We start from the raw sequence: 13,210 nt of genomic DNA on the forward strand, positions 1-13,210 counted from the left end.
AGTTATTTCCATATTGCAACTAACTATCCCGCATCAGATTTCCTGAAATTACTTCCTTCCCGTCACGGCGACACGCCGCTGATCCCCGCCTCGGCCAGCAGCGCCGACATCCCCGACCAGAAGATCTGGATCCCGATACACAGCAGGATGAACGCCGACAGGCGCAACACCACCATGGTGCCCAGACGCCCCATCAGGTGCACCAGCTTGTGCGCATAGTTGTAGCAAAGGAAGATCACCAGCGCCGTGAGCGCGGCACCCAGGGCGGCACTGCCGACCGAGATCACCCAGTCCAGCAGGCGGGTCGGCGTATTGGCGCCCAGCGTGATGGAAGCGGCGATGGTGCCGGGGCCGACGGTGAGAGGGAAGCTCATGGGATAGAAGCTGCGCGCCTTGATTTCGTCGTCGGGCAGGTCTTCGTCATAGGTCTTGGCCACTTGGGTGGGGATGGAGCTGTCCTGGCTGTTGTCGTTGAGGAGTTTCCAGCCCGAGACCGCCACCAGCAGGCCACCGCCGACGCGCACGATGGGCAGCGAGATGCCGAAGAAGGTCAGCACGTGCGAGCCGATGAAGATGGCCGCCACCAGCATGAACCAGCAATTGATGGCGACCTGGCGCGCGATGCGCTTTTCGGTGCTGCGGCTGACGTTGCCCAGCAGGTTGGCGAAGACCGGCGCGATGCCCAGGGGATTGAGGATGGGCAAGAGCGTGACCGGGATCAGGACGACCGCCTTGAGGAAAAGGATGAACATGGCGCAATCAGAAATAAACGGCGAATAATCGGCATTGAAGGTTGACCCGGCAGCGTAGCTGAAAGCCGCTACGCTGCCAACCACGGCCGCATCTGCCGTTGCGCGGTTGTGCCCTCTTCTCTCAGGCGGCCCGCAACCGCATGCCGCGCACCCTGGTGAAGAGCAGCACGGCGATGCCCAGGTTCAGCAGGTTCCAGGCGATGCCATTGGCGAAGGCCGCGTGATAGCTGCCGGTGAGATCGAAGATCTTGCCGGACATCCAGCCGCCCAGCGCCATGCCGAACATGGTGGCCATGATGACCGCGCCCACGCGCTGGCCGGCTTCAGCAGCGGGGAAGTATTCGCGCACGATGATGGCGTAGGACGGCACGATGCCGCCCTGGAACAGCCCGAACAGGGCCGAGATGAGATAGAGCGAGGCCAGGCTGTCGAAGGGGATGAACAGCAGCAGCGACAGGCCCTGCAGGGCCGAGCCCAGCAGCAGGGTGCGCAGGCCGCCGATGCGGTCGCAGATGGCCCCGGAGACCAGGCGGCTGACCACGCCACAGGCCAGCATCAGCGAGAGCATCTGGGCACCGCGTGCCGGGCCGTAGCCGAGGTCGCCGCAGTAAGCCACGATGTGGACCTGGGGCATGGCCATGGCCACGCAACAGGCGACACCGGCCACGCACAGCAGCAGCTGGGCGGAGCCCGGTGCCAGGCCGAAGGGACGCGGGCCGCCGCCGGCGCGGGGCGTCGCTGCACTGCTGTCCTGCACCGGCGGGCGGGCGCGCATGAGCAGGGCCAGCGGGCACATGACCAGGATGCAGATCAGGCCCAGACCGCGATAGGTTTCCTGCCAGCCGTAGTTGTCGACGAAATGCTGGACGATGGGCGGCCAGATTGCGCCGCCCAGGTAGTTGCCGCTGGCGCAGACCGCCACGGCGATGCCGCGCCGCTTGCGGAACCACAGCGAGGTATCGGCCACCAGAGGAGAAAAGGTGGCGGAGGTCCCGAGCAGGCCGATGAGGATGCAATGCACGGCCATGAAGGTCCAGATGTCCTGGGCCCAGGAAGCGGCGAGGAAACCGCCGCCCAGGCACAGCCCGCCCAGCATCATCGGCCGGGTGATGCCGGAGCGGTCGGCCATGCGGCCCATGAGCAGGCCACCGACGCCCACGCCCAGCATGGTGAGGGTATAGGGCATCGAGGCCAGGCCCCGGTCGACGTAGTAATGCGCCTGCACGTAGGGCAGCACCACTGCGATCACGTACATGCCGCTGGCGCCCACGACCATCAGGATCATGGTGATGCAGAGGCGCATTACGGCGTAGGGGGAGTCGACCTGATGGGGGTCGGTGGGTGCGGGGCTTGCGGGGGAGGATGGGGGCATGGGGGTCTCCTGATCATTTTTTTAATGGGGCGCTGCAACGCCCGCTTGTTCTCGGTTGGCAATTTTTCTTGGCTGACTGCTGGCGATGAGCTTGGTCCGATCAGCCTTGTTTCTCATCTTTTTTATAGGGATAGTAATCGAGGCAGATGCCCAGGCTTGCTTCGGCAAGGCGTCCCATCAAGCGATTTCACCGATGTCTCTGCGAGCGAAAGGCAGAAGTTTTACCAAATGCCGATCGTCATGGCTCGTTGACCATTCCCGGCCTATCGTGACAGCAAGCCACAGTAGTGGAATCACTGCCATCGAAAACAGGAGCACTGGCTGACTGTAATCCCGCACTTTTAGTGTCGCTCACATTGGGCCTCTGGAGATTTCATGGATCATCTTTAAATCGCGGGATGGAGCCAAAATCCGCGAGCAACTTCTCCTTCAATTGGTTTGCCTTTTCCATATCCGCGTCACCCATTTTTCCAGCCAGCATCTTTAAATTCGATGCGAGAAATTGTTTTAGCTCTGCTTTTTCTTCATGACTTTCCGCGACAGAGAACCATGCGTAGGACAGTGGTAGATTCTTGATCGGAGAGCCTTCGCCATAAGCGAACGCAAGGTCAACTTCAGCTAAACGGAAGCCTTTTTGTGCGGCACCAAGGAAAAACGGAACAGCTTCCTGGATGCTGCGCTCTTTGCGAAGAATGACACCAAGGATATGGATTGCGGGCGGATATCCACTCTCGGCCGACTTGGTTTCCAGCTTGACGCCTTCATCACTATCTTTTCTTCCACATTGCCCCGTCAAAAGCTGAGTGCCCAACAAATATTGGGCCTTGGGATTCCCTTGCTGAACTTCTGCCTCCAGCAACTTTTGTGAGGCATCGCTGCAATCGCGGGGGAGCTGCGCATGAGCGCAGTTCAACAGAAATAACAGGAGAAAAAAAATTGCCGAGTAAATTTTCATTTTGAATTTTCGTGATTGCTTGAATTTCCGCCGATTGCGGACGCGAACGCGAACGCGAACGCGCCAAGAACAAGTTATTGCAAATGAGACACCGAAGGCAACTACCGCAATATAGGTCATCCCAGCCGCAATAACGTTCGCCCCTCAACCGCTCTCGGGCACGTTTCCAGAATTTGCTGCAGGGCAGACTATTTGGTCCAGCGTTTGGACTATCAGGAATTCATTTCTCCGCTGCACGTTTTAAAACTGCCTTCAATTGATCCCAATACCAAATGGACTCGTTGACGAATTCTGCGGATAGCGCGCTATCCCAAAGTTGGATGTTTGTTTCAATCCCTTCGCGAAGCAACATGGCTTGCATCAGGCAAAGCGTTCGTCGCCGGCCAGTAAGCCAGTGAGATGACTCCGACGAAACGAGCTTCATTGCTTGCTGCAACGAGCATTCGATCTTTTGTCGTAGCCGAATAATCGCGCGCTTGTCATCCTTCCCAAATGCAGGGCCCAATACGTAATACATAGCACCGGCCGCAGCAGCATCGTACATGTCCTGAAGATAATCATCCACGCTGCACGAGCTGCCAACGCGGTCGATCTCACCGGAAACCGTATCGACCAGGTAGGCATTAACCCCAACATAGCAACGTTCCAGTATCCCTCGGACGACATACGCCTCACTATTGGCGCGGATGATCCAGTAATCACTCCGCTCAGACAGCGTACAGGACTGGATTGCAAAAGGTTCGGTAGCCGAGGAGCGGTCAAGATAGCGAAGCACCAAGGTCTTCGCCTGTTCTGCATCGATCATTTCGCCCTTCCACGTTTGCGTAGATCAGACCACCCATTCGGATGATTTTGGTCATGTCCTCTTCTGGCCGGCTGCGGACCTCCTGCAGAATTAACCTTCTGTATCTTGGGCAGATGCATGTCAGGAAGAGGGCGAGGTAAGCGGAGATAATCGAAGCGCTTCAATAAATCGCATTTTCCAGTCATCGCGATCAGACGCTCCCCTCATAGCCTGGTCAACCCAGAGTTCCAAGAACATATCATTCATCGTTCGTATTTGCCTACGAGATTTGACCGCCTCTTTTCGCGGCCAGCCGGTGAACCAGGAAAAAATTCCTGCAGCGAACTCGGTTGTTTCCTGCTAGAACAGGATGGTTCTATCGTCTCTGATCGAATGTAGCGTGTCTCGGGAAATCTTGAGGTGTGGTTGCTGATGTAGCAGAGTCGAATGAGTCCAAGTAGGAGCAAATTTATCACGCCGTTCTCCGCCTCACCTTTATGAGCGGGATTGCGGTCTAAACATGGACAACTTCGGATCCAATTTCCCTGAAAGTGAATCGGCTTTCAGCGTAATCCAAGAACGCAAACCGATGTGCTTTCAAACGATTGAGTTAAATCCGACCGCGATCCGAAGCAAAGCGGCTAGGAAGAGGCAATCACAAAATCCAAGGCAGCGTTGAAGTGCCCTTCTGCGGCAGAACGGTTCGCTTTGTACAACCTAACAAAGGATCTGGCACAGTTCGCGTGCGCTGAGTTTTCTGACTGAAATGCTCTGACTGCTTCAACCGCCTTCGTATTGGTTGAACTCTTGGCAGCCTCCAACTGCCCCCATAGCGCTATGAGGATAATCGCGCGTTCGCGAAACAGATTCTTCCGAGCATCCGTATCCGCAAGAGCAAAGAACTCGATGGTTGTTTGTGCTCGATCTCGGCCGTATCCACTGACTTGGATTGGATGGGGGGAAGCACCCGCGAATTCGATGAGATCTTCTGGATTATTGTCGAAGTCGCCGATCGGGTAGATCAAAAGTGGTAGCTCAGACAAAAGCGCATCAGGATCATCCCCATCGAAATCGTATGTTCTCGCGATCGGGAAGCAGTCAGACTTCAACGCACTGTTGCAGGGCTTGCAGGCGACACCATAGTTGAATAGATGATAGGGAAGCCGATAGTAGCCGCTCGCCGCGAGCCCGGGGTTTGTAATTTTCACTCCTTGCGCTTTCAAACTCGCCGGAACCTTCCATGCACGCACCCTGCCCTTGGGACGGAAGTGCTCCACATCCTGCTCGCCCTTTCCATACTGTTCGCTTTCCAGCTTGCGCTCACAGAAAATACACTTACCCTCTCCCTGCAAGCGCATATAAACGGACTTGATTTCCGACCATATGCTAGCGGTTTCTTCATATTTACCAGCGCTAATGAAACCAGCGGTCCGTGTGCTGGCCCTTGCCATCCAGCTTGGGGAATGAGCATCTACCCTTGCTTTCAGGTCCTTGTAGGAGATCTTATAGCCGATCATTTGGTACTCTCCGCGCCACGTGACATCTCCCTCAGCAGCGCCATCGCGGCAGCCGTATCCCCTTTGCTGGCAAGCAGGCTCAAATTCTTGATTTCGCGTTTTCTTCTCTCTGCGCGAGTGGACTTGAGCCCGAAGAAGTCGGTTAGCAGCACCTGATCTGCATCCAAGCCATGTACCGGTTGCTTGATACGCTCCACCTTTGAGGCCTGGCCGCGGTCCGGCTGCATGGTAAGGATGTTCATCCACTCGAGGGAACCAACAATCAAGGGGCTGTGCGAGGTAACGATGAACTGGATTTTTGGCAAGGCTTTGGACAAGGTAGGAAGCAGCTTCATCTGCCACTCAGGATGCAGGTGCAGGTCAATCTCATCAATCATCACTATCCCGCAGTTCTCGATCAGCTTCTTGCCACTGGGGCAGGTCATGCAAATGTGATATAGCAAGTCGCCAACCCATCCGAGAAATGCACGATAGCCGTCAGACAGAGCTGGAAACGGAACACCAAGACCTTTTTGTTCGAAGAGATATTCACCCTGCTCCATTTCACCAGTGAAGCGATAGTGCCCCGCTCCCACGAGTTTGTTCAATAGTGTAACTACCTGTGAGAAGCGTCCTGGATTCTTGTGCTGATAGTCCGGCAGCCAACTGTTTAGAGGCACCAATGAGTATGAGTCCTCGAAGAGGCTTTGGACCCTTAGGGCGCGTGCAAAGGATCGGCTGGTGCGGCTACCTGGGTCGTATCGTTCTTTCTGCTCGACACGCCGAGTGGCACCATAACCGACAAAGAAAAGCGCGTCCGTCTCTGCACTGAAGATCGGCTCCCAAGCCTCGTAATGATCGAGCGACCATTCTATATCCTCAAAGTCACTGATCCGACGCAGCCTCACTTCCGAGGCAAGTTGCCAAGTCTCTTTAGGTACCCGATCTTGCGCATGAGCAGTGAACGTCGCCTGAATCATCGCTTGGAGTGGCGGCACCTCATCTTCAGCCTTTCCTCGAAAAGACCTGGCACGATGCGAATGGCCGGCTCCTGCTTGTTTGATGGGTTCCTGCCTGACAAGACGATAAGGATAGATCCCCGACTTACCCACAGCCGGACCAAGACATGCAAGCGCTATTGCCTTCAAGAGAGTGGTCTTGCCTGCGCCATTATTTCCAAGTAGGAGATTTACATTGGGAAAGCGAGGCTTTGGTAAGCCGAGCTGCTTGAGGTTCAGATCGCTGTGCAGAAACTGCACGCTTGCGCGTCGGAAGGTGCGGAAATTTTGCAAGTCGATTCGGTTGATGTACATGGGTTACCTGATCTGAGAAGTGTCTGTCGCCGACGTAAAACTTAGGACCGTTGATGCCACATTCCGCTTCAGTTCAAAGGCGACCAACAGCAACCTGACTTTGCCAAGCGACGCCTTTGAGCCGCACATCGAGTGAATTTCAACAGTCACACTCGCCGTGGCGATACACGAGAGTCATTGATCCTGGCAGTTGAATAACGAGTGTTGCCGAGTCGTGTAAAGAGCTGGTCGCACTATCTTGCCACACCCGAAGAAGCGTCATTGAAGGCCGCGCTCAATCCGTGCGCAAAGGCAAATATTATAATGCCTCGAACGACCGCACTAATCGGAAGTGAGCAGTCGTGCCAAAGGAGCAGTTGGCCCTCCGACTGGAGATGCACTGCATCTCGCGAACGAACTACAAGAAGGCTCAAACTATCAAGTACCGCCCCGCCAACCCAACGAGTGCCCATAAAAAAGCCGTCCGGGCCACCAGGGCGCGAACGGCGATCAGCAAGCAAGGCAGGCGGCCTCAGCCCACGTGATAAAGATGCACCGGCCGAAACCCCAGTCGCTCCTTGTGCCGCGCAATCTTCTGCAGCATCCGCAAGCCTTCCTCATGCCCGGCCACCACTACCCGGCGCACGGCGCTGCGGCCTTCGATACCGTCCCAGGCTTGCGTGAGTACCCAGTCACCCAGCAGATCCTGCACCAGGTCCACCGTGAAGATGGCGCGCGTCTTGCCGTCGGTGAAGTGCAGGCGCGTGGCCACGGTCACGGGCAGTGCATGGGTGACGTGGTCAGCGGAATCGATCATGGCAAAAGCAGGGCTACGGAACGGCGGGCGTGGATGATAGCAGGACGGCGACGGAATACAAGAACCCGCGGCAAAAGTCCGGAAATGAAACTAACCGTCCGGCATCAGGCCGGACGGCAATTCCGTAAATCATTTACAGGTTCGGCGCCAGCCAGCGCTCCACCTCTTCCTTCGCCACATGGCGGCGCTCCGCCATATCCACCACCTGGTCGTCGCCGATCTTGCCGACCACGAAGTACTTCGACTGCGGATGCGCGAAGTAGAAGCCCGACACCGAAGCACCGGGGAACATGGCGTAAGACTCGGTCAACTGCATGCCGATCTCGTCGCACTGCATGACGCGGAAAGCCTCAGCCTTGACGGTGTGCTCCGGGCAAGCCGGATAGCCGGGGGCGGGACGGATGCCGAGATATTTTTCCTTGATGAGATCGGTGCTGCTCAGGTTCTCATCGGCCGCATAGCCCCACAGGTCCTTGCGCACGCGCTCATGCAGGTACTCGGCAAAGGCTTCGGCCAGGCGGTCGGCCAGGGCCTTGAGCATGATCGACGAGTAATCGTCGTGCGCATCCTCGAAGCGCTTTTCGTATTTCTCGATACCCAGGCCAGCGGTCACGGCAAACATGCCGATGTAATCCTGCACGCCCGATGCCTTGGGTGCGATGAAGTCCGACAGGCACTGGTTGGGACGCGCCACGCCATCCACCACCGGCTTCTCGGTCTGCTGGCGCAGGCCGTAATAGGTGAAGGCGACCTGGCTGCGGCTGTCGTCGGTGTAGATCTCGATGTCGTCGTCGTTGACAGTGTTGGCTGGCAGCAGCGAGATGACGCCATTGGCGGTGAGCCAGCGGCCATCGATGATCTTCTTCAGCATGGCCTGGGCTTCCTGGAAGACCTTGGTCGCCGCTTCGCCCACGACTTCATCGGTGAGGATCGCAGGATAAGGACCGGCCAGGTCCCAGGTCTGGAAGAACGGACCCCAGTCGATGTAGTTGGCCAGCAAACCCAGGTCCACATTCTTGAACAGGCGGCGGCCGATGAACTTGGGCTTGACCGGTGCGAATTCCAGCTTGGTCTTGTTGGCGCGGGCCGCTGCCAGCGGCAGCATGGGCGCGGCCTTCTTGCTGGCGTGCTGTTCGCGGATGCGTTCGTAGTCGGCGTTGAGGTCGGCCACGTACTGCGTCTTCTGCTCGTCGGCCAGCAGCGACTGTGCCACCGACACGGCGCGCGAAGCATCCGGCACGTAGACCACCGGGCCTTCGTAGTTGGGGGCGATCTTGACGGCCGTGTGGGCGCGCGAGGTCGTGGCGCCGCCGATCATCAGCGGCATCTTCAGGCCGGCGAAATACGGATCGCGCTGCATTTCCTTGGCGACGTAGGCCATCTCTTCCAGCGAGGGCGTGATCAGGCCGGAGAGGCCGATGATGTCGGCCTTCTCTTCCTTGGCCTTGGCCAGGATCTCGGCGCAGGGCACCATCACGCCCATGTTGACGACCTCGAAGTTGTTGCACTGGAGGACGACGGTGACGATGTTCTTGCCGATGTCGTGCACGTCGCCCTTGACGGTGGCAATGACGATCTTGCCCTTGGGCTTGGCGACTTCACCGGTGGCGATTTCGAGCTGGCGCTTCTCTTCTTCGATGAAGGGGATCAGGTGCGCCACGGCCTGCTTCATCACGCGTGCCGACTTGACCACCTGCGGCAGGAACATCTTGCCCTGGCCGAACAGGTCACCGACCACGTTCATGCCATCCATCAGCGGACCTTCGATCACGTGGATGGGACGGCCGCCATCGGCGGCGACCTGCTGGCGCACCTCTTCGGTGTCTTCCACGATCCACTGCGTGATGCCGTGTACCAGCGCATGCGAGAGGCGCTTGGCCACCGGCAGGTTGCGCCATTCCAGGGTGGCTTCTTCCTTCTTGTCGCCGGCCTTGAGCGTGGCCGCGTATTCGATCATGCGCTCGGTGGCGTCTTCGCGGCGGTTCAGGACCACGTCTTCCACGCGCTCGCGCAGCTCGGCCGGCAGGTCGTCATAGACGCCGATCATGCCGGCATTGACGATGCCCATGGTCATGCCGGCCTTGATGGCGTGATACAGGAAAACGGTATGGATCGCTTCGCGCGCCGGGTCGTTGCCGCGGAAGCTGAAGGACACGTTGGAAACACCGCCGCTGATCTTGGCGTAGGGCAGGTTCTGGTGGATCCAGCGGGTGGCTTCGATGAAGTCGACCGCGTAGTTGTTGTGTTCCTCGATGCCTGTTGCGACCGCAAAGATGTTGGGGTCGAAGATGATGTCTTCGGGCGGGAAGTCCAGCTTGTCCACCAGCAGGCGATAGGCGCGTTCGCAGATCTCGATCTTGCGGGCGAAGGTATCGGCCTGGCCCACTTCGTCGAAGGCCATGACGATGACGGCGGCGCCATAGCGGCGGCAAAGCTTGGCTTCGCGCAGAAATTTCTCCTCGCCTTCCTTCATCGAGATGGAGTTGACGATGGACTTGCCCTGCACGCACTTCAGGCCCGCTTCGATGACCTCCCACTTGGAGGAGTCGATCATGATGGGCACGCGCGCGATGTCCGGCTCGGAGGCAATCAGGTTGAGGAAGCGCGTCATGGCGGCGACCGAATCGAGCATCGCCTCATCCATGTTGATGTCGATGATCTGCGCGCCGTTCTCGACCTGCTGGCGGGCCACTGCCAGGGCCTCGTCGTATTGTTCGTTCAGGATCAGGCGGGCGAAAGCCTTGGAACCGGTGACGTTGGTGCGCTCGCCGACGTTCACGTAGAGCGACTGGTCATTGATGGTGAAGGGTTCCAGGCCCGACAGGCGCATCTCGTGCGTGGGCTCGGGCAGCTTGCGCGGGGCGATGGTGGCCACCGTCTCGGCAATGGCCTTGATGTGCGGCGGCGTGGTGCCGCAGCAGCCACCGGCGACGTTGACGAAACCGCTCTCGGCGAATTCCTTCAACAGGGCCGAGGTGACGTCCGGGGTTTCATCGAAGCCGGTATCGCTCATCGGATTGGGCAGGCCGGCGTTGGGGTAGATGCAGACGTAGGTGTCGGCGATCTTGGACAGCTCTTCCGCATAGGGGCGCATCAGGGCCGCACCGAGCGCACAGTTCAGGCCCACGGTCAGCGGGCGCGCATGGCGGATGGAGTTCCAGAAGGCCGTCACGGTCTGGCCCGACAGGATGCGTCCGGAGGCGTCCGTCACGGTGCCCGAGATCATGATGGGCAGGCGCTTGCCACTCTCTTCGAAGAAAGTATCAATGGCGAACAAAGCCGCCTTGCAGTTGAGCGTATCGAAGATGGTCTCAACCAGCAGCACGTCGGCACCACCTTCGACCAAAGCACGGGTCTGTTCCAGGTAGGCTGCCACCAGCTGATCGAAGCTGACGTTGCGCGCGGCCGGGTCGTTGACGTCCGGCGAGATGGAAGCGGTCTTGGGCGTGGGGCCGAGGGCGCCGGCCACGAAGCGCGGCTTGTCCGGGGTCGAGTACTTGTCGCAGGCGGCGCGCGCCAGGCGCGCCGATTCCACGTTCATCTCGTAGACCAGGTGCGCCATGTGGTAATCGTCCTGGGCCACGCTGGTGGCGCCGAAGGTATTGGTCTCGATCAGGTCGGCACCGGCGGCCAGGTATTGCTCGTGGATTTCCTGGATGATGTGCGGCTGGGTCAGCGAGAGCAGTTCGTTGTTGCCCTTGACGAACAGCTCCTTGCCGGGAACGCTGAAGCCGGCGAAACGCTGGCCGCGGTAATCCTCTTCGGTCAGCTTGTAGCGCTGGATCATGGTGCCCATGGCGCCATCAAGGATGAGGATGCGCTGCGACATCAGGTCGCGCAGCAGCAATTCGGTCTGGCACAGTTCGTTTGGCTTCATCTGGCGTTTTTCTCTGGTAACGGCAACAATGCGAGGCCTGATCCCGCACGCGAGCGCGCTGCGGATAAAAAAACCGGCCAGAAAAGGACCGGTTCGTCAGGCAAAAAGTGAACCCGATTATACGCCAAAGTACCCTTCCCCCGCCTCCCGGCAGGCTTTGCGGGCGGGGCTTAGTTGCAGAATGTTAACTATTTACAGCCATGCCCGATCACCCGCCCATCCTCATTCTGACCGCCCTGGAAAATGAACTCGATGCCGCCGCCGCGCCGGCGGGGGTCCAGGTGGTCTATTGCGGCGTGGGCAAGGTCAATGCCGCCCTGCATGCGACCCAGGCCATCCTGACCCATCGCCCGCGCGCACTCATCAATTTCGGCACGGCCGGCAAGATCGATCCGGCGCACGACGGGCTGCTGGAAGTGGCGGCCGTCATCCAGCGCGACATGGCGGCCATGCCGCTGGCACCGCGTGGAGTGACGCCATTGATGAACCAGGAGCAACAGCCGGCACGCCTGGAGTCCGGCTATCCCGGCGTGCTGTGCGGCACCGGCGACAGCTTCGTGACGGCGGCCGATGACTGGCTGCTGGAACAGAAGGTCGATCTGGTGGATATGGAATTGTTTGCCATCGCCCGCGTGTGCCGGCACTTTGGCTTGCCGTGGCGGGCTTTCAAGTTCATCACCGATGGGGCCGATGACGATGCGGCCGATGACTGGCAGGCGCGCGTGCATCTGGGCGAGGAACTGTTCTGGCGGCATCTGCCGCTGGTGCTCAGACAGTTCGAGGAAGAACAGGCGCGTTGATTCGTGCAGGCGTTCAGGCGCGACGGGAGGACTTAGTTCGCGCCTGAACCAAAGTCCTCATGCCTGCCTGAAGGTGGTCGCAGCGCTCAGGCGAAGCGGCCGCCTTCCAGCGGGAAGCCCTTCAGGAATTCTGCCGCCGGCAGGCGCTTGCCGCCCGGCTTCTGCAGTTCCGTCAGCAGCAATGCGCCTTCACCGCAAGCCACCACGATGCCGGCCTGGGCATCGGCCGACAGTACCTGTCCCGGCTCGCCCTGCTGCGCCACCTTGACCGGACGCGCCTGCCACAGCTTGACCACGGTATCGCCGAAGCGGCCCGTCGCGCCGGGGAAGGGATTGAAGGCGCGGATGCGGCGAGCCAGTTGCCCGGCACTCTGGGTGAAGTCGAGCGCGGCCTCTTCCTTGGCGATCTTGGCGGCGTAGTTGGCGCCCTCTTCCGGCTGCGGCGTGGCCGGCAGCGTGCCCTGTTCCAGCCTCGCAATCGCTTCCACGATCATCTTGCCGCCCAGCGCGGCCAGCTTGTCATGCAGGGTGCCGGTGGTGTCGTCTTCGGCAATGGGGACGCTTTCGATGAGCATCATGGGGCCGGTGTCGAGGCCCTCTTCCATCTGCATGATGGTGATGCCGGTCTCGGCGTCACCGGCCTCGATGGCGCGATGGATGGGGGCGGCACCGCGCCAGCGCGGCAGCAGCGAGCCGTGGATGTTGATGCAGCCAAGGCGCGGGATGTCGAGCACGCTGCGCGGCAGGATCAGGCCGTAGGCGGCCACCACCATCACGTCGTGCGGGGTCGATTGCAGCAGCGCGTGGGCTTCCTGGGCCACGTCCGGATACTTGCCGTTCAGGCGCAGGGAGACAGGCTGCGCCACGGGCGTGCCGTGCTTGATCGCGCACTGCTTCACGGGCGAGGCCTGCAGCTGCATGCCGCGTCCGGCGGGGCGGTCGGGCTGGGTCAGCACCAGCGTGATCTCGTGACCGGCAGCGTACAGCGCTTCGAGCGCGACGGCGGCGAATTCCGGCGTGCCGGCAAAAATGATCTTCATGAAAAACTCCAGGGGCGGCCGCAGC

At 59.5% G+C, this 13,210-nt stretch carries 10 protein-coding genes; 1 reads left to right on the plus strand and 9 read right to left on the minus strand.

Features of this window, described 5'->3' with window-relative positions; translation table 11 throughout:
- Nucleotides 1-62: 62 nt before the first annotated feature.
- The 8 genes from E2K99_RS22410 to metH form a co-directional block, all read right to left on the minus strand.
- Nucleotides 63-752 carry a MarC family protein gene (locus tag E2K99_RS22410; protein WP_039783569.1) on the minus strand — a complete coding sequence of 230 codons (690 nt, stop codon included), beginning with the start codon at nt 750-752 and terminating at the stop codon, nt 63-65.
- 121 nt (nt 753-873) lie between these two features.
- A complete protein-coding gene (locus E2K99_RS22415) occupies nt 874-2,124 on the minus strand; it encodes an MFS transporter (RefSeq protein WP_134223608.1) in 1,251 nt (416 codons plus the stop codon).
- Nucleotides 2,125-2,497: 373 nt separating this feature from the next.
- On the minus strand, nt 2,498-3,079 hold the full coding sequence (locus E2K99_RS22420; protein WP_134223609.1) for a tetratricopeptide repeat protein: 582 nt from the start codon (nt 3,077-3,079) through the stop codon (nt 2,498-2,500).
- Nucleotides 3,080-3,299: 220 nt separating this feature from the next.
- The gene (locus E2K99_RS22425; protein ID WP_134223610.1) at nt 3,300-3,884 is read right to left on the minus strand and encodes a hypothetical protein; all 585 of its coding nucleotides are present in this window, start codon (nt 3,882-3,884) and stop codon (nt 3,300-3,302) included.
- Nucleotides 3,885-4,504: 620 nt separating this feature from the next.
- Nucleotides 4,505-5,380, minus strand: a complete 876-nt coding sequence (locus tag E2K99_RS22430) for an HNH endonuclease family protein (RefSeq protein ID WP_134223611.1) — start codon at nt 5,378-5,380, stop codon at nt 4,505-4,507.
- Nucleotides 5,377-6,672 carry an AAA family ATPase gene (locus E2K99_RS22435; RefSeq protein ID WP_134223612.1) on the minus strand — a complete coding sequence of 432 codons (1,296 nt, stop codon included), beginning with the start codon at nt 6,670-6,672 and terminating at the stop codon, nt 5,377-5,379. The genes E2K99_RS22430 and E2K99_RS22435 overlap by 4 nt, the downstream gene beginning before the upstream one ends.
- A 511-nt stretch (nt 6,673-7,183) precedes the next feature.
- Complete coding sequence (locus E2K99_RS22440; RefSeq protein WP_034336458.1) at nt 7,184-7,468, minus strand: WGR domain-containing protein; 285 nt, start codon at nt 7,466-7,468, stop codon at nt 7,184-7,186.
- A gap of 133 nt (nt 7,469-7,601) precedes the next feature.
- Nucleotides 7,602-11,345, minus strand: a complete 3,744-nt coding sequence (gene metH, locus E2K99_RS22445) for a methionine synthase (RefSeq protein WP_134223613.1) — start codon at nt 11,343-11,345, stop codon at nt 7,602-7,604.
- Between the two features lie 200 nt (nt 11,346-11,545).
- On the opposite strand from metH, the gene E2K99_RS22450 reads away from it, so the two are divergent.
- The gene (locus tag E2K99_RS22450) at nt 11,546-12,145 is read left to right on the plus strand and encodes a phosphorylase family protein (RefSeq protein WP_134223614.1); all 600 of its coding nucleotides are present in this window, start codon (nt 11,546-11,548) and stop codon (nt 12,143-12,145) included.
- An 86-nt stretch (nt 12,146-12,231) separates the two neighbouring features.
- On the opposite strand, the gene fmt is transcribed toward E2K99_RS22450, so the two are convergent.
- Nucleotides 12,232-13,185 carry a methionyl-tRNA formyltransferase gene (gene fmt, locus E2K99_RS22455; RefSeq protein ID WP_134223615.1) on the minus strand — a complete coding sequence of 318 codons (954 nt, stop codon included), beginning with the start codon at nt 13,183-13,185 and terminating at the stop codon, nt 12,232-12,234.
- Nucleotides 13,186-13,210: the final 25 nt, after the last annotated feature.

It is taken from the genome of Herbaspirillum huttiense (assembly GCF_004367745.1).
Taxonomy (GTDB): Bacteria; Pseudomonadota; Gammaproteobacteria; order Burkholderiales; family Burkholderiaceae_D; genus Herbaspirillum; species Herbaspirillum huttiense.

What these genes read in the sequence shown, in the direction of transcription:
- E2K99_RS22410 (WP_039783569.1), bottom strand. Translation starts at nt 752, where the DNA reads ATGTTCATCCTTTTCCTCAAGGCGGTCGTCCTGATCCCGGTCACGCTC.
- E2K99_RS22415 (WP_134223608.1), bottom strand. Translation starts at nt 2,124, where the DNA reads ATGCCCCCATCCTCCCCCGCAAGCCCCGCACCCACCGACCCCCATCAG.
- E2K99_RS22420 (WP_134223609.1), bottom strand. Translation starts at nt 3,079, where the DNA reads ATGAAAATTTACTCGGCAATTTTTTTTCTCCTGTTATTTCTGTTGAAC.
- E2K99_RS22425 (WP_134223610.1), bottom strand. Translation starts at nt 3,884, where the DNA reads ATGATCGATGCAGAACAGGCGAAGACCTTGGTGCTTCGCTATCTTGAC.
- E2K99_RS22430 (WP_134223611.1), bottom strand. Translation starts at nt 5,380, where the DNA reads ATGATCGGCTATAAGATCTCCTACAAGGACCTGAAAGCAAGGGTAGAT.
- E2K99_RS22435 (WP_134223612.1), bottom strand. Translation starts at nt 6,672, where the DNA reads ATGTACATCAACCGAATCGACTTGCAAAATTTCCGCACCTTCCGACGC.
- E2K99_RS22440 (WP_034336458.1), bottom strand. Translation starts at nt 7,468, where the DNA reads ATGATCGATTCCGCTGACCACGTCACCCATGCACTGCCCGTGACCGTG.
- metH (WP_134223613.1), bottom strand. Translation starts at nt 11,345, where the DNA reads ATGAAGCCAAACGAACTGTGCCAGACCGAATTGCTGCTGCGCGACCTG.
- E2K99_RS22450 (WP_134223614.1), top strand. Translation starts at nt 11,546, where the DNA reads ATGCCCGATCACCCGCCCATCCTCATTCTGACCGCCCTGGAAAATGAA.
- fmt (WP_134223615.1), bottom strand. Translation starts at nt 13,185, where the DNA reads ATGAAGATCATTTTTGCCGGCACGCCGGAATTCGCCGCCGTCGCGCTC.